Below are 26,901 nucleotides of genomic sequence, written 5' to 3'. Positions count from 1 at the left end.
AAATAAATTTTATTGGACACAATTATTAATGCAAATATTTGATTTTATTAGTAAAAATAACTCAGCTATAGAAGCTATAGTTGCTATTTTAAATTTAGTTTTGATTGGATTTCTAACATTTAGAGGTTATTTACTCCAAAATAAAACTCAAACAATGGAGCTTTACTTTAGAATCCAACAAGAATCTTTTTTGTGTATGAATGTTTTCTCCGATTTAGTCATATTTTTTGAAAATATAGAGACTAGCTGCTCTTACTATCTAAGAGACTTACATACTAGAGGGTCAAATGACCCATTCCATGAGGAAAATGTAAAAGTAAATTTATCAAATATTATGATAATCTCTAGAGAGATTTTAATATTAAAAAATAATTTTCAGTCATTTAATGACCGATTAGTCTTAGAAAAAATACCAAATCATATTTTGCAAGATCAAATAATCAAGGTGGTTCATCTTAAAAGTTTATTATTAAATAATAGTCCTAAGAATTCATATGAATCTAATACGAATGGGGCCAAGTCAATTTGGTTGGATGATGAAGTTAATATAGATAATGCATTTAAAGCAACAATCAACTCATTAAAAAGCATCGAAAGCATTATTTCTAATATTATTTAAATAAGCCCTCACTTAGAGGGCTTTACTCCACTTGCTACAACGTCCCAAGATTCTTCTAATCGCTCTGTATCAATTTCGTGTCCGTCAGCAGCTTTTGCGATTTCTCCACCTCTAACTGCCAAGTTTTTGAGTACTGAATTACAGGTTTTGGCGTAGTCCGCAATGGCTTCTCGGGAAGCTGTGGACAGACGTTCGTTTGCACGATTGATCTGCTCTGACAGCCCATGATTAACCAGCTCAGCACTACGAGCGGCAGCAGCCGCATCTTGAATTTTTTGATTCGCATTTTGTTCTACCTTTAAAAGTTTTTCAGCCCATTTCTGTTGCTGTGTGGCAACTGTAGTTTTAGCTGTTTCAATTGCTGTTTTTTGGTCTGCTTTGTATTTATCAAAATCAGCTTGCACCTGGTTCACTTTCGTTGTGCATTTAGCATCAGTACTGTTCAGATCACTTGCCAGACTGTTAGCTTGCCAAGTCTGGAATACGCTATATATCACTAGGACAATGATTAGAGACCAACGCTTATTCGATAGTACCCAAAGAAAAACTTTGCATAAGAAGTCCCAAATCGCCTTTATGATTAAAAGTGCAGTTGTCATGCGTTTGCTCCTAAACATTTCTGCATACGTGCATGTTGACGATTCCAAACCCCAGCACAGCCCCGATTAATACGACAATCAACTTTCTTGCCCTGTACACGCGAAAAACGCCATGCTTCTAATGACTTACAAGCCTGAACGTATTTACCTTGCTTTAAGTTGGCCAACATCTTAGATGATGACCAGGCACCCGTCCCAAACTGATAAGTGAAGTCCATATAAACATCATATTCATTCTGTGAAAGCTTCACGCCTGACAGTGATTTGTTAAAGACTTTCGCATCTTTGGCCATGTGTACTTTTAAGTATTCAAGCCCTTGTTTTTGGGTGATTGGCTTATCTGTGATCTTGATTTTTGAGCCATCAGGCTTAACTGTTGAGCCAAAACCCTGTGTCACGACTCGGCCCGTGTCATAGTACGGCTTTGAACGCCACCCCTCGTATCCAGATGTCCATAAAACTCCGCCTGAACTGACCATTGATGTAAGCAATACGGCGATTTTAGTCTTGTTCGACATCACGCCCTCCTTTCTCTATTTTTTTCATTTCAAGTGCATGTATCTCTTGGGCGCGTTGGTCTGCTTTGTACTTGTAATACCAAGTCACAACAGAGCCAAAAACACTCACCAAAAGGCCGCTAATTGCGGCAAAGATACTGATTAATAAACCAATATCTAAGCCACCTAGCCACGTAAACACCCCTGTTGCACCACCTGCTACTGCGGTCTTTGCCGCCATTGCTGTCATGCTTGCTGCGGTATCAATTGCTTGCTGATCTGCCACGGTTTCCCCCGATTTTGGCAATAAAAAAACTCCACGTTTGAACGTAGAGTTTTTAGAAATTGAGGAAATTAAGCGAGGCTTACAGGGGTTGGCATTATTTAGTACAATAGGCAGGCATTTTTAAAACTGTCAGTAAACTTTTAAAAATTACATTAGGAAATAAAATTGACAATCACAACTATAATTCGTGTTATTTGTGGGATTATTCTATTAGTTAATCTATGGTTAATAGGCAAATATAACATTCAAGGTATGCTTGTTTTGATTTTAACTATCGGATTAGTACTTTTTTTTGAATACTTTATAATTGAATATATACCGTTAGAAAAACTATCTGAAAAAGAGCTTACCAGCAAGATCAAAAAAAAGACTAAAATTTTAATTTATAAGGATATAAATAAAATACAGCAAAGCTCAAAATACATTAAAAACTGTTATTTCATTGCTGCTGCAATTGTATATATACCACTGTTTTTATCAAATGAACTTACACACAATTTTATTTCATCATTATTTATATGGATAGCTAGTAGTTTATTTCTTGGTGCACTTTTTCAAGCTATGCTTTTTTTATACATCTACTTCAAGAATAGAAATAAAGTAGCAGATGTATATCAACACTATGCACCTATTTCAAAGAATAGAGATGAGTTAATAAATATAGTAAGAGCTCTGGATCTAAAAAATAAAGCACCCTAGGGTGCTTTATTTAGCTACTGACTAAAAGCAAATTGCCCTTGTTCCTCAGCACCTTGTTCACGTTTGGTTAGATAAACACCACCATCACCAGTACTTTTATCTTTTCTCTGACTGGTCTTATAACTCTGGATCAAATTTAAACGAGTAATACGCATACCAGGATTTTTCTCATTCACATTTTCATTGAAGCGTAAAATTTCTGCCCAAACCTTATCCATAGCATTACTGTCATCATCTTTTCTTGCTAAAACCCACTTACGCATCAAATCACTACGATGATTCTTGAGTTTAGTTTTATATTGATAAATTGCTGAACGACCTTCCATAGATGTCCGAACATCTGAAGGAGAGAAACCAATAGCTTGTGCAGCAACGCCAACACCACTCACATCCTCTTGTATCACTTGTTTATCCTTAGTGAGAACACCCTCATTCCCAAATCGATAAGCCTTCATTCCATTCTTTAAAGCAACGGGTAGTATTGTTTCAATGCCACGCCCCAAATTCCCATCCCCAATCTGCTGCATTCCTTTTGCTATATTTGTACCAATGCCAGCGACAGGTCCAAGCAATGCTGCAGTGTATGCATTCGACCAATCAGCACCTTCAAGTCCATCCTGTACATCAGGGAAGATTAAATTATTCAACCCAACACGCCCAGATAGATCAACAGGAGAAAATGCCCGAGGTAATCCGCCAAAAACGGCATCGGCAAGCATCGGGTTAATGTCTGCCAACCAATTTCGAATCACATTTTGCAATTCGTATGGATCATCGTCACCACCACCGCCTGCCAATGCCGCCAGTGCTGCAACCCCGAATGCAGCAGCACCTAGTTTGCTTTTCTTAGCAATCAAAAGGGATGCGGCACCCAGCATTCCTGTTATTGGTAAACCTAAAGCACCAGCAGCTAAAGCATGCATAGCCAACATCCCACCTAAAGCACGGCGTGCTTCTTTTTGTTCTTTGGGATCAAGGGCATAAATAGCTTGATGGGCATTTCGCAACAAGGTATACAACATATTTTGAGCATATTGCTTGAACAGTAAAACCACTTTGGCTACATTGCTCTGCATAAACCGTGCTCTATTCCCTGATGAATAATCAAAATGTCCTCGATAAACTGTATCTACAGCTTGATCAAATGCCTCAGCGTGACTAGATCCAGCTTGACTGGCTAGACGATATGCTGCGATAAAAGTTACTTCACGGTTAAAGCGTTCAGTATGGTGAAACATTCCGCTAGCCAAACGCATGGCAGGTCGGAAATACCACATCACTTTACTATCCTCCCCTTGGGCAATACCTGCTAAGTCATGAGCCTGTGTAACATCAATAACGCCACGTTTTACAGCTTCATCATAAGCCTTTAACTCATCATTACTTAACGCCTTGGCAATATCTGGGTTATAAATGCTTCCTACAGTATTTTTAAAATCTTCTAAATTTGAAAATTTAGGCGCTTTAAATTCAATACCTTTCGCAAAATCTTTTGATGCCTTTAATAATTCCTTTCCTGCTCGATCAAATCCCCACTTCGCACCCATCATTGGATAGGCAACTAATGCAGTCTGTGACACGTTTACAATCGCGGCTGCAGGAGATAAGCCCATGTAATACATAAAGCCAACACTCGTAAGCAAACTAGATAATGGGTGTCCTTTAGGATTCATTAAGTTTTCATGGCGTTTTTTCATTTCATCCAGAACGCTTTGAGCAGATCGCTGGTCATACTCTGAATCTTTTTCAAATTTCTCATCGGCATATTTCTGCATTTCATCAAGCTGTTCTGCCAATTGGTCGCTATACCTCAATTTGGCAAGATAGTTCGCACCACTCACCATATTCTGAGCAAATGCACGGCGAGCATCTTGACTGAATCCCGCAGTCCCCTTGCGGTGAATTCCATGCTTTGCCCAAGATAGATCAGGCATGGAAGATAAATATAATTGACTTAAGGTATCTTTAAACTCAGCTTGAGCATCTGCATCTAAGCCTAAATGACCAACTTCATCAAACAGACTAGACATAAATCCACGACTAACCCCATCGTGAGAGGCATTAAACTCTTTATCCAGCTTTACTTTATCAACTTTAAACTGTGGGTATTTTTCTACAAGTTCAGCACGTAAAGTTTCAGCTTCGCCCTTGGTTTCAGCCCGACTAACACTTTCAACTCCACCATTTGAGTTGCGGACGACAACCATATATCGACCAAAACGTGCTAACGGAAAGTACACACCTTTGATTTGTCCAAAGGAGCCTTCTATTTTTTTCAATAGATCTGTTTTCTTTTCACTACTTAAAGCAGACCGTAAAATCCGCTCTCGAATTGCTTCTCGAACTTTTAAATAATGACTACTGTAAGCATTACGGACTTTGACATACATCGCCCGAGCTTCAGGTGACAGATTATTATATGCATGCAAAAGACGCTGATACTTCATCTTATCATCGCCCTGTTGGTAAGGTTTGGCTGGGTCAATCTGAGCAAGAGTTGCATCATGCATGACATTTGCTAAAGCTTCTTCATCCTTTAATTTAGACCATTCACGCGCAATATTATCCGCCTCAGCAGCAATATCATTTTTATCTGCATCCATTTGAGCAGCTAAATTATTATACTTGGTCAACTGTGGTAATATTTTGTGATAAATTTCAGTTAAATGCCTGCGACTTAAAAAGCCTAATCCAATTTTCAACCAATCCACACTTTTATTCTGAATCCAATCCCCTGTTTTAGGTAAATTCTGTAAGCCCTTAGAAATTCGATCAGCAATGTCACCATAATTAGAATTACGGCTATATAGCTTGTCATTCTCAGCTTTTGATTTTTCGAAGAAATTGACAACAGCATCAGGGCTAAGTACACTTTGATTAGAAGATTTGCTATCTACTACTCCTCGCAATTGGAGCGAGGGAAGCGTAGAATTTGCAGAATCTTCAATTGAAGCTGAGTCTTTGTGAACCACACCCAACGAAACATCTTTTTGTTTCTGAAGTTGGGACTGTCGTACAAAGCCTTGGCTTTTTTTATTTCTATAGTAAACAAGATTATCTAATTGTTTGTTTAGCCAAGTCTTAAAATTCTCCTTTCCAAAAGCTGTTGCAAGCTCATTAATGGTATATCGTCCCTTATTCTTACTTAAATGAATGGCTGAAATTACTGGATTACCTGCACTATCTTTCATTGAGGTTAGAATAATCAAGCCATCCTTTTTGTCAGAATGTAATACTGCTAATGGATCTGTGAACTCATTAGGAAGCTGTTTAATCTGATCTATAGTCAATTGATGACTGACATCTTTTTTACCATCAACCTGCCCTGTAATTTTGCGTAAAGTCTGTTTATCTAGCTCCAAAGGTAAATTCTGGATATTTAAACCATCACGAATACCATTTAAGGCAAGCAATACAGGCGGCATTTTCATCTGTACAGGTTTTGGGTAACTTTGAATGGACTCAGCCAATCGATCAATCTCTTTGGCCACACGTTGCTGTTCAGCCTCAGAAATTGTAAAAGCATCTGTAAAGACTGGCTTATCTTGCTCACTAAAACTGATAGCTTGTTGGTCGGTATGGTTAGCAGATTTGTTAATCATACGCTCAGCCAGTGCCAAAATATCATCTTGATTCAAGTTGATATTCATACCAAGACGATCAAATAGCCAAGCTTTTACATTTGAGATCAAGTTACCAATAAATGATTTCAAAGCACCTTTTTGAATAACATTCCTAAGCTGCATGTGGCTGGCCAGTGATAACAAGTAAGGTAGATATTCAAGCTTTTGGGTTTCTAGATCTGATTCACGCTCAGCCAATCGCTTAGCCTCGGTAAAAACAGGATGGCCACGGCGAACCATCTCATCAAACTGCTTCATCAAGTTTGAATATTGTTCCTGGTTCATCATGTTCTGGAAACCGCCATGACCGCCAAGCTCATGCAGAAATGTCGGGATGATGCTGTCATCGGTCAATGCGTCTGCAATTAAAGTGACTTTGCCATTCTGATAAAAACCTTCAATCCCTTGCTGATCATAGGTTTCAAGAATATTTAGCTTACTATCTTGTTCCAATTTTGAAATAATGGCTTCGCCAAATCGTGAAGAAAGCTTATCTCGAATTTGTTCTACCGAAGTGGTAGTACGTGTTTCTGATTGACCACGGCTGAATAATTCATCACCATTATTCTTAGAAATGTCTCGATCTTTATATTTTCCAAAGTACTTTTGGTCAACAACCGCTTTACGTGCTTCAGCCAAAAACATCATTAAATCAGCATCATTATAGCGAGATAATAGTTTTTCAAAGCCGTGATTACGCAACCACTGGCGAAGATAACCCACAACTTCTTTTAATTTCTGTCGAATCAGTGGTTTTTTTTCAGCATTCTGTGCAATGAATGCAAATAACTCCCCTACCAGTGCTTGCTGCACATCTGATTGAGTATAAATGCCATCTTGGGCTGCTTGAGTATACGGTTGGATATATGCACCCTCAAACTGCTGCATATCCACATTATTTTCCTTAGCAATTTTGCGGATACCCTCTAAACCACCAAGTGCATTATAGAGCTGCTGTAACTTGGTCTTATATTCTTGACCAAAGATCTGCTGAACACCCAAATGCCCAATGATTTCATGTGCTAATAATTCCTCATAAGCATCAAATGTAGTAAGCTGCTTGTCACTATCTCCATATACCTGATCGGCGACCACATAGAGTGTGCCATTATGCCAAACACCACTTACATCATAATTTTTGGTATCACCATTTTCATCTTGGTAAGTTGCATCTTGTTGTATTTTCGTTGGAAGTCCATCAAAGCTAGAAATGACTTGAATATTAAAGCCCCCTTTAATTCCAGCAGTTCCAACAGTAATTCGCCCATTCAGAGACGTATCTTGTGTAGCGGACAATTTGAGATGATTAAGAATCGCAAGAACACGCTGAATAGCAGTAGTAGCAGAGAGAGTTCCAAAAATCGTATCCAGTGATGAAACACCTTTGCGCTCTTGATCAGGTTTCAATCTCTCACGACTAAATTTTTCAATGACTGACGTTCTTTGCTCTACTTCACCCGACTTTCTTGCTTTGATATAAGTTTCTAAATCAACACGATTTTTTAAGAACCGATCTAAAGCACCTGATGAAACAGCTTTTCGAGTACTTCGTTTACCATTAATAACTTCATTTTCACTTTGTTTATGGGCTTTTTGGATTTGTTTATTTAAAAGTTTAAGTGAATTTTCCAAATCTGCTATAGATGCCTTACCGTAAACACCGCTATGTAAATCACTTATGGTTTTTTGACGAATCTTTTCTGCATGAATTTGCTCAATACTTTCTTTTATTGTTTTTGGCTGATTCGACGAACTTTCATTTGATTGGCCAGTTCTTTGTCCTTCTCCTGTTGTGCCGTTCTTTCCAACATTTGAGTCATTAGCTCTCTCGCCTGTAAAGAGGTTTTGTTGCTGCTTGCTTTTTTCTTGGTTTGAGAGTTTTTCATTTACGCCTCGGATTAGTTCTTGCCCTGTAAGTTCAGGTTCACCAAAAATATTTTCACCAGCTTTGGTTTCTGTCGCTAAATTAACATAGTATTTCAATGCGCTCGCAACAGAATCTCGACCACTGGCACGGTTGTAGTTTTCACCACGGAAAAACAGGCGGATAAAATCCTGAGTGACTGGATCAATCTCGCCCTCAAAAATATCACCCTGCTCGATCACTTCCGAAATATGTGTACCAGTCGCACGTGCATGACGTACCAGTTGCACCGCCTCAACCAAGTTGGCTGTGACATCTATACGGCGCGAAATCGTGCCATTTTCAGATTGTTCGCGCATCAATGCCCAATCCCCTGAGACATCGAGCAAAGCATTACCAATCGCTTTAATATCGCTATCGGTATTTTCTAAAATTTCATGCAGTAGGCTTTCATCACTGTAGGCTTTATACAACAAAGCACCTTGAATACGGCGCACCCCATTTTGGGATAATGAGCCATCATCCAGGATCATATTGCCAGCTTCAGTATGGCCAATCACTTGAGACATGAATTGGCGAACAAAACCTAAATTCTTTGAAAGCGTTAAATCACCACCCTGATATTGACTCAAAATCACATCGTTTAGTTTTGCTGCATCGGTTTGGGCTTGCTCTGTTGCGCTCAAATTCAATGTATTGGACGTATTTGCTTCTTTGGTAAAGTCCATACGATCTTGCATCGACATCGGTGTCATACGCTCACGGACCAATACAGGATGCTTCATGCCTGTAATGTCATGGCCTTCTGATTTCAACCAGTTACGATAATGCTCCGCCTTGCCTTGAGCATACGCTTGGGCAATTGCCAATGTACGACCGTTACCGCTTTCAACAATATTGTCGCTCGATACAATTGGTGCACCATGAGATGCGCTTGGACTTTTCCCTAATAGATTGGGTTTTAAATCATTGGCAATCGAATTGATTTGATGCAGTGATGCTAGGCGTGTGCGGTCACGCGGTTGTAATTCTTGAGGGTAAGCCTCGTTGACCGTGCCTGTTGATGTATTAGATGCAATCAGATCCGATGCTTCAACAACTTTTGGGCGTACCTGTAAATCTCGCCCTGCGGCTGTTGTGACTGTTTCGGTTTTATCGTCAAATTCTGCTGAAGGTTTTGTGGTATCACCCTCTTTAAGCCACTGTTTAAAGCCATTCATGGTCATTGCACGAATGTGGCCAACATTCCAACCTTTATCGAAATTCGCCTGATACGCTTTGGTTGCCGTATCCTGATCATTAAAACCAAGCATGACTTTATGCTCATCAAACTTTCCAGTTTTCTGATCAACCTGGTCTACGATATAAACATGCTGTGATTCAAGATCAGGGCCAATATAGCTATCGACATGATCACCATCCGCCCCCATGGTCTTTTTAATATAGCCATAGTGGTCAGTCATGGTATGCCGCCATTCTGTACCGTCTGGACGTTGCCCTGTACGATCAGATCCACGTGGGTTCTCAACCGAAATGTCTAGGCCGTGAAACTGAACATGCCCTTTCTTGTAATTTCCAGCTTCCTTTTGTGCCTGTGTCGGCTCAGGCAAATTGTTCTCAGGACTGGTTGCTGCTGTATGAGCTGAAACTTCTAAATTCTTCGCAGCAGATGCAGCTACATTTGCTTTCAATTCATTAATTTGCTTACGCAGCTTGGTTTTCTGAACAACATTTTTTTCATTAGAAAGCTGATTTTCTAATGCTGTTATTTGATCTTGAGGATCATGTACTTCCTGACCAATAACTTGATCAGTAGATTGGTGAGCATTATCCAAAGCTGTTGGGCTTTCACTTGCAGCTTGAGTTTCTGTATTGCCATTTTGTAGATTGTCTTGCTCGGTTTTTGAGGCATTATTGTTTGTTCCTTCTAAGAAATTATTAAAATCAATCAATGAACTTGGATATTCACGCTGTTCAATGCGGCCTGTTTTTGCGCTGGTGAGCTTTACAATTGCCTTATCACCTGAAGCATTGGGTTCAACCTGAACATCGCTAAATGAAGGCGAGTTTTTGTAGTAGAGAAGATCTGTTGCAGGTCCTTTGCCTGTTAAAGATGATTTAGATTCTTCTAAGGTAGATTTATCGCCCTGGTATTGTTGAACGGCCTGTTTCGCAACATCTTGAGCATAGCCAACCGAACCAACGGCCTGATTGCTGGTGAATGTCGGTTTTACTGAGGTTGGAGTAGTAGATTCACTTTGTTGAGGACGTGATTTGCTTGCATTGTCAGCTTGCGTATTTCCTTGCTGTAATGCTGCATTTTCAAAGCCTGTCCCAAAGGATTGTCTATTATTCTGAGACTCCATTAATTGACGATAATCACTTGGCACTGCATCACTAAGCGGTGCAACGGTTTGACTTTGTGTTTGCTGTTCTTGTGCAAGACCTGCTTGTAGTACTGATGAAGCACCTGAATCTACCGCTAAAGCTGCTGCCGATGACATTGGGCCGTTATTGGGATCAATGCCCATTTGCTCCGATGGTTTTTGTGGTGCATCAAAATATGAACCATTTGGCGCAATTGGTGTATTTGGCCCATTAGGCGGAATATCTGAAGGATTTGAACCAGCAAGATCATCTGGTGCACCAAAATTAGAATTATTATTTCCTAATAGATTTTCTGCATCGGTGGATTGTTGATCATAAGTGTAGGTTGTGTGCTGCTGAGGATCTTGTGATGACATATCCTGGCGTGGGATATACTCACCATCAATCGCTTGATCTCGCATACCAAGCTGGGGAGCATTAATATTTTGGTTTTGTTGAAGGTTATCTTGTTCAACTGAATTAGAACTCTGATTATTACCATGTCCACCATGCATAGGGCCAGCCGCAGCACCCATTGCCATACCAGCCAATGTACCCATGACTGCGGCATCTTCAATGCCATCACTCCATGGTTTACTTAAAGCAAGGTTTTGTAGGATCTGTTCAGATACCGACTGCGGTAATTCTTCTAATAAACCCTCATGCAATGCACCTTCAATAACCTTACGAGGCACTGATTTGGCTGGCATACTTGCAATTTCATTTGCAATATCGGCTGCTCCAGCACGTCCACCTGCCAAAAGAGTATTAGCATCACCAATACCTAATTTTTGGGCAACTCGACCACCAGCCAAGCTAAATAAACTGCCTAATGCACCAGTCCCCACAGAAGCCAAGCTTTGATCTGCTGTTAAACGTCCATCAACTGTATTTTGGCGGATCTGCTCAGCTTGGCTACCTGTCATTGATAGACCTTCACCAACCGCGCCAGCAACTACAGGATTAGCAATCCCTGTAGCTCGACCCAGTAAACCACCCGCAATCATTGGAGCAATAGACTCTGCGGCAGTATTCGCAATCATTGCAGGGTTATCTTTGTAGAATTTTAAATACTCTTTAGTGTTATTAAATAACTTACCTGCTTGTGTTGATAGACTATCACCCTCTTTAATTTCTTGTTTTGGGATGTTGGCTTTTTGCTTTAATTGTTCCTGATACTGATCTGTATGCCATGTGTTGAGTTCGTCTCGTACTGCTTTGGCGTTATAAACTCCTTTATCTTGTAAAATCTTTCCTGTTGCACCATCGGACATTATATTAGATAAGCCAACGCCTAGCTCAGCAACACCTGCAAGCCCTTGAGGTACAAGTGATACTCCAAGATCTTTAGCCTGTCCTAGAAAACCCTTTTTTTCACCATCTAGCGCACCTGTAAATGGTTGTAATGTTGGCTGTTGTTTCGTATCAGTATTTTCGTCAAGTTTACCTGTAAATGGTTTTAGGGTAGATTCCGACATGATGCACTCCTATTGGTATGTGCATAGCATGAATAAAGGTCTAAAAAAGATCGAACCTTAGAGGGGGATAGACATTTTAGGATTGCTGGGTGTGTTCTAAAAATTACAAATACGAGGATTACAGTGCGAATTTTTTTATGCCTATTAAGCATTATTGCTATTGCTGGTTGCACTCAAAAAGAACCTAATAACTTTGCTGGATGTATCTTGAAAAACATGCCAGATGTAAGCAATGAATCTGTTAGATCTTCCGTACATAGACAGTGCAGTACAAAATTCCCAGACCGATACAATGAAATTAAAAAAGGAAGCGGTCTAGGGTTCGGTGCTAATTTTAAAAATAGAGATGAATGTGTCATTGCAAAAAACAAACATACAATCAATCAAAACGCCATAATTAATATAAATATTGCTTGCTCATGTTTATATGAAAAACCATCGTATGAAGGTGAAATGTGCAACGGAAACCCTTTTGCACCAGAGTTAAAACCTTTTTATGAAAAATTAGATGGTGAAAAATAATAATAAATAGCCACCCGAAAGTGGCTATCCCTATTAATTTCCAATAAATCGATTACCCTTTGCATCTTCATAGACAGGCTTGCCATTACTTGTACCTACCTGACGCGTCATCCCACTTGGTAAGCTACTTGATGCTGCTGTTGGCGAATTAACAAACTGCTGCGTCTTAGTATTAAATAATTGCTGTGGTAGATTAACCATTGTTCCTGCTTTTTCATCCCACCGCTGCCCACCACCCATAAGAACATAATCATCTTTACTTGATCCAGTCTTCACCTGACCACGCAGAGTGGCTAATGCTGCCTCAGCCGCTTGTCGTTCCTCTGGAGTTTTTGCTTGATCATAACGCTGTAAAGCATTTAACTCAGCACGTTGTTTCATGATCTCTGGTGCATAACGGCTTTGCTCCAATCCAAACTGACGATTTGCCAAATCATTTGTTGCATTGAATTTTTGGGTATCTTGGGCAAGACCAGCAAAGTAGCGATTATTTTGTCCTCCTTCTTGCAGGTCTGCACGATAGTTAGCACCAGCTTGACCCATTGCTTCACGCTGTAGTGCTGCTGCGTTATTTGCATCGGTCTTATAGACATCGTTTGCACGATTATCAAACCCATTTTGCAACTCTACAATCTGGTTACGCTGACTTGCCGTCAATCCCCTTGATCCTGGTAATGGTTGACTCACTGCATCAATTCTCTTTTGCAACGTATCTGCTGCTTGGCCACTATCTCCCAAACTATAAACACGTGCACCAAATCCACCACCATTACCAGTTGAGGCTTCACGTTGTGCAATTGCATTTTGGACTTGTTGATCATTTGGACCCATTTCACGAGTATTGGCAAGTAAGTTAGCCACGCCACGTGGATCACTTGTTCTCCGCATTCCGAACCCAGAGTTTTGCAATTCAGGAATGCCTGCTGCATGGGCTTGGGCAGCCGCCGCAGGATTACTATAGCTAAAGCTATTCCCTTTTTGCTGAATCGCATAAGGATTTGACTGAGTGCTTTGCTGGTTTTGCGGCTGATCATGACCTAAATTAAAAATATTATTGGTAGCAGGTGTTTTAGCTGCTGCTGCCTTTTTAGCTGCCGCTTGCTGTGCTGCTGCCTGTTGTGCTGATTTATCACCAAATGGATTATCTATGGTTTTTGAATTGTTGTTCTGTTGCTGATTAAATGCTGGTTGAGCTGCTTTTGCTTCTTGAGCAATACGTTGTTTATCTGCGTAAAAGCGACCTGCCTGACCATATGTAAGCGCATTGCCTAGATCTGATGCATATCCCAAAGCACGTACACCAAAGTCCTTAGCAAAACCTTTCACTGTACCTAAATCTTCTGGTGACTGATCACCCAAGCCAAACCGTTCTCGATACTGCTCACTCGGCGTTGCTGCATTGGCAAATAATGCAGATGCCGCCCCTAGATAAACATTTCCTTTAACCAAGCCTTTAGCGCTATTTATGGCTGTACTTTTAAGCATCTGCCCTGTAGTTGGTGTATTAAATTGAGGGAATTTAACATTACCATTCGATGGTGTAGTTGTATTTGATGCTGGCAGTTGTCGCTCAATTGGCGTGACATCACGCATTTGAGGGCCACCTAAACGATTCTGTTGAGCACGGCGAATATCATCTGCAGATGGATATGGGCTGGATGGAACATCACCGCCATTCGCAAAGAATAGCTCAGGCTTACCACTTTTCCCGATCTTTACATTAGAGCTATTTTGATAATTTGCTAATGCTTCAGGATTTAAGCCAAGCGGAAGATCATTACCCTGTTGAGAAGCATATCTTCCCCCTTGTTTTAAACCAAAGCCTTGTTGGTCTGGTACATCGGTATGTGTTGCATCTTTCATTTGATTGAGTGCTTGCACACCCACAGCATGCACTTGTTCGGGTGGTAGTTCATACTCACCATTCGATACATTGACAGGAACAGAAGGTTGGCCAAGATTTTTGATCTTCCTGGCACCTAGTTTTTGAGTGGAATCTGCTGGCATGATGTAAGTACCAGCAGGGACATTTTTTTGAATATCGTCTGAGGTGCCAGTTCCAGCACCTTTAATCACCCCAGATCCATCTTGTTTAGAGCGTTTTAAACCATACATGTGTTATCACCAAAAATTGCAATATCACGTATGGTTTAGTTTTTGAGCCTTTTTCTCCAGCCTTACAGGGATTAGTAACTATAGCTGTAGCTTGTGCTCGTACTTGTGCTAGTGCTTGTACTCTCGTTGACAGATCCCGAACCGCTAATACTGGCTGAAACGTGCATCGCTGACATTGCACCAGATGCAAGTTGTGCATGCACCTGACCTGTTGCTTTCACTGCTTCAATCGCCAGCTGCGCTTTTTGAATGGCATTCTGCATTTTGGCCTCGTACTCTTTTAGCATCATTTCTGCGTATGCAATATTGGTACGGACGTTCATATCCATATACCGTGCCTGTGTTTCAGCATTGGCAATTTGCGTACGCAAATTCATGTCCACATATCGAGCATGCGTTTCAGCATACGCAATATTTGTCCTGGCATTCATATCCGCATAACGTGCTTGCATATCTGCATTGGCAATATTGGTCCGCATCTTCATGTCGATATACTTGTTATAGACATCTGCATTGGCAATGGTTGTGCGTAACGCCAGATCTGCATAATGTTGATGTGCTTCTGATATAGCAATTGCTGTACGCGATTTCATATCTGCAAAACGCGCCAGCGCATCTGTATTGGCAATACCTACACGCATACGCATCTCTGCATATTTGGCCTGTGCATCGGCATAAGCAATTTTGGTACGTGATGAGGATTCAATCACGTTGGCCTGAGTGCTGAGCTTTGTCGTTTCCACACTGGCTTTTGCCTTGAATGCTTCAACCTGTGCATTAAATACTGACGTTTGGTTCTGTGCAGCACTCATTTTTGCATCGATGTCAGCTTTGTAGGCTTCGATATTCGCCTGATACTCAGAAAGCCGAATTCTTGCGGCTTCCATGTGCAGATCTGCTTGTTTACTCTTAATGTTGGCTTTGGTTGAAATGCCTTCAACGGTTGAAGCATACATACGTGCCAAGGTGTCATACATTCCAGCCTTGGTCGCTTCCGCCTTAACTTGGGAATCGTATGCCTCGATCTTGAGTTTTTCAGCATTCATCTGTTCAGAATACGCCTGAACTTCGGTTTTATAGACATCAAACTTGGATTGGATTAAAGCTGCTTTGGCTGTTTGCCCTTGCACTAATGCCTTATAAATCTCAACATTGGATTGCACGGCCTCAATTTTTGCCTTAAACAAATCAACTTTCTGCTGGTTAATTTGACCAACAACCGACTGTGCATCGAGCATGGTCTTATACGCCGTAATTTTGGAGATTGTCCCCTCGATCTTGGTTTTATAGACATTGACCAATGACTCAAACGCCGTATTCTGTGCATTGAATAAGCTGATCTGAGCATTCAAAATACTGATCTTGCTATCAACCTGAAACTTGGCCAACTGCATCACATTGCCAACATAAGCCAGCCAAAGATCCTGCTTCATCTTCTCAAGTGCAATGCCCTGTTCAGTCAGGAAGCGGATATGTTCAAGCTGCTTATCAAATGACTGAATCATGATGTCACGATTCAATTCAGCCGCTTTCAGGCGACCTTGTTCACGGACAACGGCGATCTGCTTATCTAATGCACCCTGTGGCAATGAAAAGCCACGACTAGCCCATGTTTCGGTAATTTCCTGAACTGCCTTTTCCGTTTCCGCATTGTCACGCTCACGCGCTCGGTTAAATAATGCATCCTCGACCGCTTGCGGTAAACCTAAACCAACGTGCGAACCATCCAACCACTGGCGAATTTCAAGGACTAGCGGCTTAATGGCGCTGTCCACATTTGCCTTGTAGTAGTCCTGACTGACTATGCTTTTGGTGTCTGCCAGAATCACATCTAAATTATCAGGCATCGTCACATTAAATACAGGTGCAACACCATCAAAAATAGGCACTTCCTCATACTGAAATGTTGGCAAGTTGATTTTTTCTAATACGTCCATGTCAGGAAGTACTAGCGATGGTGCATCAGGAATCACGACATCATCGTTAATCACTGGCCGAGCTGGTAAATCAAACTGCGTTAAGTTTGGTGCAGTTGGTAAATTTAGAATTGGTGATGCTGGTGCATCGGGTATATCAAGATCACTTAAATCTAACAATGTCAGTAAATTATCTAAATTTACTTTCTCAGGAAGATTACCAGTATCAATATTGCCAACGGCGAAAGTTGGTAATGTTGGTAAATTAATGGTGGTATTGATGTCTTGGACTTGGCTGACATCTAAGAATGCTGGGGTACTGAGATCATTGGTTAGGATCGGTGCATCTGGAATATCAATATCCAAACCGCTAAATGCTGGCGCAACCATATCTGTTGGCGTTTGAATATCAACATTGATCGTTGGTGCAGTAGGTAAATTGACATCTAAATCAGGGATGGCAATGCTCGGCATCGGCGTAAAGTTGCTGCTACTTGGCGTAGGCAAATCTTGAGGATCAGCAACAGCTTCAACTTGAATATTGGTTAATTGCGCTAATACTTCCGATACTTCTGCGGTAAATCCATTCGTCAACTTTTCAAAATAAGCCATCCCATTCTGAACTTGAGTAATCGACTCTTGATACGCATTTTGGTAGTCTTCTGCCATGACTTACACTCTCCGCTTCGTTGCGGCAAGGTCAATATTCAAGTCATTGATATAACCGTGCTCACCACTAATATTGATTTCAAAACTAAAATGACGGCCACGTAAGCCACGCCCAAAAAGCACTCGCCCATTGGTCAAATAGTCTGCTGTTTCTGTAGGTAGTTGATAAAAATACGTCTGCTTGGCACCCGATTGGGTTGTTCCAACTCCGACTTGGATCTGCTTTGAGCTACCCGATAATTCATATTCAAGATAAGCTGCGACAGGATGCACCAATTGACCACGCCCTAGATCTATTTTGCCTGTGGTCAACTTTCCTTGTACTGGCGTATCAGCGTCCAATCGATACACACCATCTTCACCCAAGCCATAAAGTACACCATCAATGACAGCTAAATCCTGATAGTTATAACTGTCATAGCGACTCATGGCCCAAGTATCAGCATTGGTAGTCCAAGCATAGCCAGCCGTTGGTTGATTTAGGATGAGATCATCAATAAAGATATGGTCTTGAACATACTGTTTTGCCGTTAAACTCCCTTTGGCCGCATCACGGATGATCAGTTTTTCTGTAATATGCTGCGAAAAGGTGATTGATGATTGGAGCTTATCCAAAATCACAACATGCTCATGAATAGCCTCAGTTGCTCGTACACGTGCATTCGAGCTATCTGAAACTCGCAAGACATCTGTGACTGTATCAACATAAACACGCATGCTTCTGTCAGTCACGCGAGCCTTTTCTTTGACTAAGACAGTTGCTTGCTTGTAGCTTCTGTCATGGTCGGCAGCATGTACTCGATCAACAGTCCTTGTGCGGAGCTGTTCAGTAACGGTATCAGTAGCGGTCAAATGATCTGCAATGACATCAGAACGACTTAAATGGTCGGTAATCGTGTCTTTGATCGAACATTTGTCTACGGCTAACTGTGAGCGATTAACCACCTGTGTTACTCGATCCGCAGCAACACATCGTTCGGTAATGATATGAACGAGATTAATCATTTGCGTCACTTGGTCAGCAATCACACATTGCTCTTTAATGACTTCAGTACGATTAATCGTTTGCTTTAAATGATCACTAATCTTGAAACTATCTTCGATACGTTGAAAGATACTGTGTGTGATACTTTCAGAAACATAAGCTGTCTCTACAACAAAATCAGTCTTGGCTGGAGAGGTATTGTCATCGCGTTTAAAGTTAAAATTGATTGGATCACTAGAAGTTAGAGACGTATCTGCAACCTCTGAAAACTTAAAATTCAGAGAGCCATCATCATCATTTTTAAAATTAAAGTTAATCAGATCGTCAGAAGTTAAAGGCGTATCCGCTATTTTTTCAAATTTAAAATTAAGAAAATCTGCATCAATATCACCCTTAAAATTGAAGTTGATTAAATCGTCCGAAGTTAAAGACGCATTTGCCGTATCGGAAAATTTAAAATCGACAAGGACTTCATTGCCACTTTTAAAATTAAAGTTGATTGAATCGTCTGAGGTTAAAGAAGTACTCGCTATTTCTGAGAACTTGAAGTCAATATTGTCCAATATGCTGTTCCCCTATTATTCGTTAATCACGCCGATGAAACATACGTCATCGCCATCTGAGCGAAATTTTGTAGATCCATAAGCCACAACATCGGCAACGTCATCACTCAAACCAATCGTTGCGTATTGTCTTTCGCCGAAAGTAGATTGGGTGTAATTCAGGTATGCGTCTTTGCTAAAGTAGGTGTCTCTATCCGTTAAATCTCGGATCTCTATGGCATCACCAAGCACTGTCCCATAAAGGGTGCTTTTTTCTACATTTGGGTATTTAATCCCTTTAGATATGCCTGCACTACCAACGGGTGCTATGGTGAAATTATCAGTAGGAATATTGCTCACGCTGGATTCGTTATAAATACCCTCGGCATTAAAGAAATCTCTAACATACTTAGAAAAATCAGCATCATAGTCATAATTGACCATCTCAGATGGCAATGAATATCTAAATAGATTTGGATTTTGTGTCTTAAATGTCCCTGTACTTTGTTGATAGTCTTGTAAAAAGTGGTTTTGCTTTGCATTTGAATCATAAGCACCAGGATAATTCTGGTTCATGTAATTAACGACCTCATCCTGATTGTCGAAATCATCAAAAACCTGCATACCCAATAAGTTTGATCCAAACGTGTTTGCATCGTAGGTATCGCCAAGTAACCATGAATTGGTACTTAATCGATACTTTTCGTATTCAAATCGAGTGCCATCACTTGCGTATGAATAACCATAATCAGTCCGAATCCCGACACCCACATATTCAATACTGGTTGGGAAGCGAGAATCTGCGTAGGCGGCAACATACCATTTCTTATCTAATTTTTCGTAATAGTTACGCCCTCCTTGTATAAGGAATTTAAACTCACTGTATTTTTCCGTATTCAGGAATGGGTTGTTCCTTGAGAAATAAGGAACTGTAAATGAAATATTTTTTTCTAAATTTGAAACCAGCTTTAAGTCATTCTTAGCAAGTGAGCTGATATATTGACCATCCAATATGCTCTCACTTGTAGACCCGCGTTTGACGGCAAGGTTATAGCTCAATTTCCAATGGTATTCATCATAAGACCGCTTATCGAAGTCCGATGTATAGAAATACCCACGTGGCGAGTTTCCTGTGTTTTCTATCGCCTCTGTTGAGATTGCAGATGGGTTTTCATCAATATACTTGAATGCAAATAAGCTTTTTTCGCCTGAGTTGTAATCCTTGTAGCCAACTGGAAATTTGATTTCAGACATATCCAGTTTTGAATAATCTACATATTTGCTTTCACGCTTAAAGTTGTAGTAATAATTGACCAGCTTTAATTTATCACCCACGTAGTAACCGAAGATTGTGGTATCACAATTCTTCTGTTTACTCTCATCCGAGCTGGCTTTCTGGATTTCAAAATAGCTAAACTCGTTGTTAGATCCAAGCTTTGGAAATCTCATGATTGGCTGAAAATAGCGGTTTTCAATATCCGCCATGTAAGTATCAAGGTTATAGGCAGAACTATTTGTCTGTGCATCATAGTTAAAAGTATTGCCTAACCGCTTAAAATAACTATAGATACATGAATATAGCGAGTTCATATATTCTTGTGGATTACTAATTTCAGATGCTAATCCATAGTTTTCCATGTTATTTATTTCAGTTCGCCACTCACCAATCAAAGACTTATTAGAGTCAAACATCAGGTAGCCATCTGAAACTTGTCGTAGTACTGCTGAGCTATCCGCTATTGGATCAAGTTCAAGATCATCCCAATAGGAAATTTCATCGTTAGAAAACACACCACCTGATCTCTCAATAAGAAGGTCTGGTGATCTTCTTAACTTGAATCGTATCGCTTTACTCTTATTTTCATCGTAATCATTCAGCAATGGGATAATTTGAGACAGGTAAGCATCAACTGCCCCAGCATTCTCGGCTGGAATTTCAGTTTTAGTCGCTATCCCATTGGTATAAATTGACTTTCCAAGCGTGATAATCAACTTATACGCCAGCCCGATCATTAGATTGTCAGCGTCATAGGTATAACAAGTATTAAACCCTTCGGACGCATTGGTATTAAATGACCAGCCACATGCCTCTGAATATTCTTCGTTGTCGTAGAACGATTGCATGTCGCATAATTTTATAATGACACCTGCTTTGCGCCATGCCTCAAATTCATTCATGTTTGTTGGAAATGACTCACCACTTGGCATTCCGCCAAACTTTTCAACAATCATTTTGAGTTCGGTATCATCCTTGTCTGTAATGTACCGCTTGAATGTTTTGGTGGTCGTTTCTGGTATGACAGGCAATGGCATAGCATAGAGGCCATCTTGAGAAACCTGTAATAACCACGGTTCCCCATCCTCATTAAAACCAACTGCGTGTGTCTTGGAAAATTTATAATCGTATTGAAATTCTCCGTCTTTGTTTGGCTTGCCTGTGTAGCCAGGAAGTATTGTCCCGGCAATTTCCTTTTGCATTGCATTGAATACAGTGGTCGTAAATTGCATCTGGATCTTTTCAAAGCTTGTATCTTTAAAATTCACCTTGGCTGGCTGTTTCCCATAGCCGCCAACAATTTGCATAACCTCAGCCATCGAGCCACTGTACCAAGTAGGCCGTTGTGCTTCATATTGGGTTGAATACTTATAAAACTCAGGAACAATTGAGTTGTTCGCCCTGATATTAAAGCGACTAAGCTCAATTTGTGTAGGTGGTAATTCAGCATCATCATTGTAGTGAACAAGTCTTTTTTGAGTTGCTGAGCTTATTTTTAGCTGGACTTTATTATTGCTGACCTGCGAGTTATCAATGCTCCCACAGAACAGCATCGGGATATACACCTCCTTATTTGGCTCATCGGCAAGTGTATTTTTTATTGGATTCTTGTCGGCGATGACTCTAAGTACGCCTCCCATATCTTGCACAATTAATCCGCCACCATCGGGCAGATCATAACAATTTCGCAAGTTTGCTAGATTGGACGTTTCTTTAAAGTTTAAGAAACGGCGAACAACTGCCTCGATATAAACTTTATCTTGTGCAGTTAATTCACCATTTTTAACCGATAGTCCATAAGGTCTTGGGCTATACATAACATTAAGCCGAGAGATCTAACTCGTAACCGATCTGGTAGACATCGCCATTTTGGAATGAGCGAGCAGATGCAAACTTAGTTGCAGATACGAGCACCCCACTTGTTCCACCACGGGTGCTATTGGTGAGCAGTGCCAGCCCTGTGACGTTTAAAGTTGTTGCTGTTGTAATGGTTAACGATGCTGCTACTGAATTGCTAATTGAACCATTTGCAGCTGCGCCTGGTGTCCATACTGGACGAGTAGCATCGGCATAGCCTTCGGTTAAACTCGTGATTTCTTGTGCTACTGAAGGAAAAGTTGCGGCCGTCCAATTGGCTGCTGGTGCTGTTGCACCACTGAATAGCGCCAAGTAATACCCTGCTGGTTTTGCGGTGCTGCCTAACGCAACACTCAGCATATGGGTTAGACCTTCAGAAACCACAAGGTTATCAGTACACGACCATTCACCATCATTGATGCGGTCGTAGTATTTACCCTTGGCGATTACCCCTTGACGTGGGAAATACAGGCCATCTTCGGTGATATCGTATTGTTCTCGATCAAGAGAGCGTTGAAGTTCTTTGCGTAGTGCGTTGTTCATGTTTGCAACCTAAGTAAGCAATAAAATTGCCCTTAGGTTACTGTGGTTATGATTCTTCGCCCTAGCCTTACAGACCTACTCGAATTTGCGGTAATTCCCTGAAGCTTGCCAGTTTGATATTGAATCAATTGCCCTGTTGCTGTGCCTAATACATAGCCATTCTCTGCCAGCCATAAAGCTGCATTTGAGTTTTGGGAAACATCATCCCCGACCAAATCCGCATCCACCAACATACAGCTATCGTAAATCGGTGCTTGAGTTGATTTTCGGGTATAGGTCATATCCTTTGGTTGAGATCCTGTCAGAAAGACAACGTGATCCGTTTGCCCGACCCAAATACCACCATCGACAGGCTGGATGAAGGTAATCCGCTGCGGCATCATCATATAGCCGTGGCGCTCATCGTAGAGGTGATATGCCATCGGTTCAGAAAACTTGATTACATTACGATCTGCGGTAATCAAACGACCATTCCAGTACTTCATAAACTTGCCACTTGGCATAGGTGACAAGTGCTGAAACTGTGCCATTTTTCCTAATCGCCCAATTTCATGGATAGAGACTTGGTTGGTTGATGCTGGATAAGTCCCAAACTTGTATAACTCACCGCCATTGCGTTGTGTCACATAGATTGCAACGTCTGTTACGGTATCATCAAGGCAAAATGGCAAAGTCACATTGATGCTCAAGTCATTAGTCTGGTCATAATTGCTCTGGCCAGATAATTCGATATGAGTCATTGCCGATACTGCTGACTCAACACCATTACGAAGCCATGAGATAGCGACACCGTATTGACCTGTTTTGAGCGTACCATTGCCGCCGTCTTGCTGCAATAATGGCGAAGCTGGCGTATCAATGGTTAAAGGGCTGACAGCAAAGCCATTATAAGAAAATAAACCTCTTGAGCCGTTGATATAGACCAGGTTATTGATCACTTCAAACCGAACATTCTGACCAACGTAGGCCAAATTCTCAAAAGTCCATGTCTGAGGGTTCACCTTAACCAGCTCCCCCTCAACAATAGCGAATACATCTTGATGTAATGGACTTTGCCATAAAGACTCAAATTTTAACGGCGTGACAAGCTTTCCACCTTTGCGTAAGTGCAATTTGCCTGTTGCTGAGATATCAACATTCAGGGCATCACGCACAAACAATGCAGGTGCATCACCGCCACGCTTTAAAGCATCATCGTCCTGAACATTGTTCATACCAGCCAGTGGAAACAATTTCTCCGCCATCAAAACGCTCCTTTACTTATTATCCATTTGGACAAGTTCCCCAAACTGGACAATGCTCATCAGTCAATGCAGAACCATAACGGAAAGATCCTGGTTCTTCGGTGATATTGGTAACACACCACTTACTCAAGTCCTGATCAAACAGCGTAGCGCCATAGAACATAGAACCCATATTTGCCACGTTCGATACATTAATCATGCCAAGATCTTGATTGAAGCTACTACAGTTGTAGAACATCGATGCTAGATTTTCCTTATTACTGAAGTCCCATGTTCCAATCGGTTGGTTAAAGGCATGACATTCAAAGAACATGAGGCTCATGTCAGTATATTGCGACATATCCCAATTAATGATGTTTGCGTCATTGAATACTGAACAACGCATAAACATCTGAGATTGTGTATTGAATACAAGTGGTGCAGTTGTCGGTACTTTGACCAATGTATCTTGCAGAGTTTGTGAGCTAAGATTAAAACCAAGCACCTCATAACCTTGGTTATACCATTGCACCACTTCTTGAATACCCATGGCAGTCGTCATCACCATGGTATTGTTGTCATTCGTACCACCTTCATTTGAGGTTTTCTCAACAATAATGTCGTACTTGGCTAAAGTGGTATAGGTGTGGGTAATGTCACCATTAACATCACTATCTATAGTTCCATCGCCCCAATCAATTTGATGTGTGCCTTTATTTAGCGAAAGAGTTACTTCACCAACCTGATTCGAAGATCGTAGAACCATTGCTGATTCAGGGTAAGTAACCTCTGGATCTGTCGATTCACCAGGATCAGTCGACTCATCAGAACTACTCTTAATCGTTACTCGATCATGAACAAGCCCTTCAAAATCTGGTGAATCATCGTTATCAAGGCAAACTACAAATACCTTTTCACCATCCTCTGCCGTATGTGTGAGTTCATAAGCACCATTCTGATCACTCACAGCACTTCCTAGTAACGCCCCATCGGTTCGCCGATACATAAATAACTGGCAGTTTGCCATGACGTTGCTATCAGGATCGACAATACTGCCTTTAACAGTTCCACTCATGTGTTACCTCGACAAAAAAGAATATTTAAAAATTAATGAATTAAGGCATAAATGGGATAACGTGATGAGGCACATCTTCGCGTGTAATACGGCGTAGATCGCTATCTGGACGTTGACCAAAGTATTCCGTAAATGCCTGTTCAGCCATTGCCGCCCGATTCGCATCAAAAAACTCAGCATCGGGTACGCTAAATGCCTGAGCTAAAGCCCACTGGATTAGATGCACATGATGTAAGCTGTTAATCTCAGGCTCATCGGTATCATCCTTCATGTCCACCAATGGCACACGATAGCCTTCCAGTTGCAACTCACCATCAATATTCGGGCATGGCACTAGACGAATCGCTGTGTCATCCTGAATAGCCAAGCATGGAGAATCTGTTAATTCTGTCCAGTTTTCACGACCATGTAGATGATCGAGTGTTTCTACCGATGTCAGTGAAAGTGAATTACCTCTTGAGCCATCCGCAGGTTTAAACCAAATACGGCTTAGCTCATAAAGAGACGGATGCAATGGATAGTGTGAAGCCCCTGCTATGACAGCAATCTTGCATACCGCATCATCTCGGCTTTCATGCAGCAAACGCCCACGGATACACGCCTCACTTACAGCATCGTTCAGCCACGCGATTACGTCCTCATCCTCATTGAAATAAGGTTCAACCTTGTCATTGGCTTGAACACGGAAACGGCGAATCAGATCCTCCAGTTGCATTACACCACCCCAAATTGATGAACAAACTCAGCAACCTGTGTGCGTAAAGTTGCAACGCTATTTTGCTTATTGAGTTTTTGCTGATACTTGTTGTAGGCATATTCAATCAAAGCATCTTTGGTCATTTGATTGACGACATCAATTTCATCAAGGACGGCGGTTTGTTCCTGGTCTTTCTTTTCTTGCTCAAGTTGAGCATTGGCAAGGACTGCCGCTGTATCATCAACAGCCTGTTCTGACTCGGTAGAGTCATCACTTTCAGCCACATAAAGCTTAAACTCAGGATGCTTCAATAACTTGGTTGCTAAATCACTGGTTACGTTACGCACCTGCCCTGTGGTGAAGGTCAATGCTGAGTTGTAAAGATGATCTTTAAACAGTGACTTGTTACCAACGTATTGAATAGCAACCCCACTCGCTATGGTGGTTGTCGCCGTTGCTGCTGTAACAATCGCAGTATTCTTCTGATCTACTGCCTTCTGACGTAAGCTGATCACTTCCGCACTTAATGCCAGGTAATCTTCGGAGTCAGGCAGATTCTTAACAAGATGTACTGTAGAGCGGAACAAGTAATCTTTGGCTTTTTGCGCTTGTGGTAATTCGTCATAAGGTAAGAAACATGGATGTAGTTTCTTTTCAACGTCTTTCACTTCGCCATATGCCCAACCTTCAGCTTCTTTTTGCTTATACCAAGCTTCGTGGCTTTGCTCTGGTGTTGCGTCAGGATTGGCAATGTGCATTTCTACACCTGCAATAATGCTTTGTTTCTGCCAGTCTGGTGCATCGTCCCATGCTGGTTGACTGGTATCGCCTAAAGACTGGCAATAAGCCGCATTAATTCCGTGGCAAATCATTGCAATCGCTAGAGTTTTCATCTTCTCATCCTTATTATTTTGAATAAAAAAAGGTGATGTAAGCGGCTTTGAAACCTACATCACCAAGACCATCAATTATTTTGGACCAGTCAATTCACCTGTTACGGTGAACTTGATGTCACTGGCTTGAGCATTTGCTGCACCACCAATGGTTAAAATCAAACGTGCTGGTTTGGGTAATGTCACCTGTGTTGAACCATCCGCACGTTTGCGCCCTGCTGCTGCCAGTGATGCGGCTACCCAAAAGTAGTCATCATCTTGTGGAACTGCTTCAACATCGACACCATCGCTATATTTGAAGCCGAGCTTACCTGTTACCGATGCTGTCATTGGCGTGGTAATGAATGCTTGAGCATCATCGAGACGCATACCTTCAGGTAACTCACCAAGATCAATCACATCACCACTCGCAAGTGCTGTTGTAGCATCTGAATCAGTGACTTGGCCTGTTGCATTGGTTGCCAATAAAAAGGTTAATACTGTTAAGTTGCCATACGGCGATAAGCCACCGAACTGCCCATAACGTGATGCTGTACGCTTAATCGTTGCCATGTTT

General features: G+C 41.2%; 17 protein-coding genes. 3 read left to right on the top strand and 14 right to left on the bottom strand.

Annotation, left to right across the window (positions count from 1 at the left end; translation table 11 throughout):
• Nucleotides 1-28 precede the first annotated feature (28 nt).
• Nucleotides 29-619 carry a hypothetical protein gene (locus C1A47_RS08265; protein ID WP_111894284.1) on the top strand — a complete coding sequence of 197 codons (591 nt, stop codon included), beginning with the start codon at nucleotides 29-31 and terminating at the stop codon, nucleotides 617-619.
• Nucleotides 620-627: 8 nt separating this feature from the next.
• Here C1A47_RS08265 and C1A47_RS08260 read toward each other — a convergent pair whose 3' ends face one another.
• Genes C1A47_RS08260 through C1A47_RS08250 form a run of 3 tightly spaced genes read right to left on the bottom strand, consistent with a single transcriptional unit; the run spans nucleotide 628 to nucleotide 2,001 of the window.
• Entirely contained in the window at nucleotides 628-1,218 is a 591-nt protein-coding gene (locus C1A47_RS08260; RefSeq protein WP_111894282.1) for a hypothetical protein, read from the bottom strand.
• Nucleotides 1,215-1,736, bottom strand: a complete 522-nt coding sequence (locus C1A47_RS08255) for a glycoside hydrolase family protein (protein WP_111894280.1) — start codon at nucleotides 1,734-1,736, stop codon at nucleotides 1,215-1,217. Before C1A47_RS08255 ends, C1A47_RS08260 begins: the two co-directional genes overlap by 4 nt.
• Entirely contained in the window at nucleotides 1,720-2,001 is a 282-nt protein-coding gene (locus C1A47_RS08250; RefSeq protein ID WP_151710822.1) for a holin, read from the bottom strand. Before C1A47_RS08250 ends, C1A47_RS08255 begins: the two co-directional genes overlap by 17 nt.
• A 165-nt stretch (nucleotides 2,002-2,166) precedes the next feature.
• Here C1A47_RS08250 and C1A47_RS08245 point away from each other — a divergent pair, with 165 nt between their 5' ends.
• Complete coding sequence (locus C1A47_RS08245; protein WP_111894276.1) at nucleotides 2,167-2,700, top strand: hypothetical protein; 534 nt, start codon at nucleotides 2,167-2,169, stop codon at nucleotides 2,698-2,700.
• A gap of 14 nt (nucleotides 2,701-2,714) precedes the next feature.
• Here C1A47_RS08245 and C1A47_RS08240 read toward each other — a convergent pair whose 3' ends face one another.
• The gene (locus C1A47_RS08240) at nucleotides 2,715-12,032 is read right to left on the bottom strand and encodes a PLxRFG domain-containing protein (RefSeq protein WP_111894274.1); all 9,318 of its coding nucleotides are present in this window, start codon (nucleotides 12,030-12,032) and stop codon (nucleotides 2,715-2,717) included.
• A 123-nt stretch (nucleotides 12,033-12,155) separates the two neighbouring features.
• Here C1A47_RS08240 and C1A47_RS08235 point away from each other — a divergent pair, with 123 nt between their 5' ends.
• Complete coding sequence (locus tag C1A47_RS08235; RefSeq protein ID WP_111894272.1) at nucleotides 12,156-12,554, top strand: hypothetical protein; 399 nt, start codon at nucleotides 12,156-12,158, stop codon at nucleotides 12,552-12,554.
• A gap of 33 nt (nucleotides 12,555-12,587) precedes the next feature.
• Here C1A47_RS08235 and C1A47_RS08230 read toward each other — a convergent pair whose 3' ends face one another.
• From C1A47_RS08230 to C1A47_RS08185, 10 genes are all read right to left on the bottom strand, one after another.
• Nucleotides 12,588-14,669, bottom strand: a complete 2,082-nt coding sequence (locus C1A47_RS08230) for a hypothetical protein (RefSeq protein WP_111894270.1) — start codon at nucleotides 14,667-14,669, stop codon at nucleotides 12,588-12,590.
• Nucleotides 14,670-14,740: 71 nt separating this feature from the next.
• Nucleotides 14,741-17,254, bottom strand: coding sequence for a hypothetical protein (locus C1A47_RS08225; protein WP_111894268.1), 2,514 nt, complete (start codon nucleotides 17,252-17,254; stop codon nucleotides 14,741-14,743).
• Nucleotides 17,255-17,257: 3 nt separating this feature from the next.
• Nucleotides 17,258-18,802: a hypothetical protein gene (locus tag C1A47_RS08220; protein ID WP_111894266.1), complete on the bottom strand. Its 1,545-nt coding sequence runs from the start codon at nucleotides 18,800-18,802 to the stop codon at nucleotides 17,258-17,260.
• A gap of 15 nt (nucleotides 18,803-18,817) precedes the next feature.
• Nucleotides 18,818-21,874: a hypothetical protein gene (locus C1A47_RS08215; protein WP_111894264.1), complete on the bottom strand. Its 3,057-nt coding sequence runs from the start codon at nucleotides 21,872-21,874 to the stop codon at nucleotides 18,818-18,820.
• A 4-nt stretch (nucleotides 21,875-21,878) separates the two neighbouring features.
• Nucleotides 21,879-22,457, bottom strand: a complete 579-nt coding sequence (locus C1A47_RS08210) for a hypothetical protein (RefSeq protein ID WP_111894262.1) — start codon at nucleotides 22,455-22,457, stop codon at nucleotides 21,879-21,881.
• A 32-nt stretch (nucleotides 22,458-22,489) separates the two neighbouring features.
• Nucleotides 22,490-23,701, bottom strand: coding sequence for a hypothetical protein (locus tag C1A47_RS08205; RefSeq protein WP_111894259.1), 1,212 nt, complete (start codon nucleotides 23,699-23,701; stop codon nucleotides 22,490-22,492).
• A 19-nt stretch (nucleotides 23,702-23,720) separates the two neighbouring features.
• A complete protein-coding gene (locus C1A47_RS08200) occupies nucleotides 23,721-24,755 on the bottom strand; it encodes a BspA family leucine-rich repeat surface protein (protein WP_111894257.1) in 1,035 nt (344 codons plus the stop codon).
• A gap of 40 nt (nucleotides 24,756-24,795) precedes the next feature.
• The gene (locus C1A47_RS08195; RefSeq protein ID WP_111894254.1) at nucleotides 24,796-25,470 is read right to left on the bottom strand and encodes a hypothetical protein; all 675 of its coding nucleotides are present in this window, start codon (nucleotides 25,468-25,470) and stop codon (nucleotides 24,796-24,798) included.
• Nucleotides 25,470-26,345 carry a RyR domain-containing protein gene (locus tag C1A47_RS08190; RefSeq protein WP_111894252.1) on the bottom strand — a complete coding sequence of 292 codons (876 nt, stop codon included), beginning with the start codon at nucleotides 26,343-26,345 and terminating at the stop codon, nucleotides 25,470-25,472. Before C1A47_RS08190 ends, C1A47_RS08195 begins: the two co-directional genes overlap by 1 nt.
• Nucleotides 26,346-26,420: 75 nt before the next feature.
• Nucleotides 26,421-26,897: a hypothetical protein gene (locus C1A47_RS08185; protein ID WP_111894249.1), complete on the bottom strand. Its 477-nt coding sequence runs from the start codon at nucleotides 26,895-26,897 to the stop codon at nucleotides 26,421-26,423.
• Between the last annotated feature and the right edge of the window lie 4 nt (nucleotides 26,898-26,901).

Origin of the sequence: Acinetobacter sp. MB5 (genome assembly GCF_003261585.1) — a bacterium.
Classification (GTDB): domain Bacteria; phylum Pseudomonadota; class Gammaproteobacteria; order Pseudomonadales; family Moraxellaceae; genus Acinetobacter.
The sequence above is the reverse complement of the archived record's forward strand: the minus strand, read 5'-3'. Positions and strand labels throughout refer to the sequence as shown.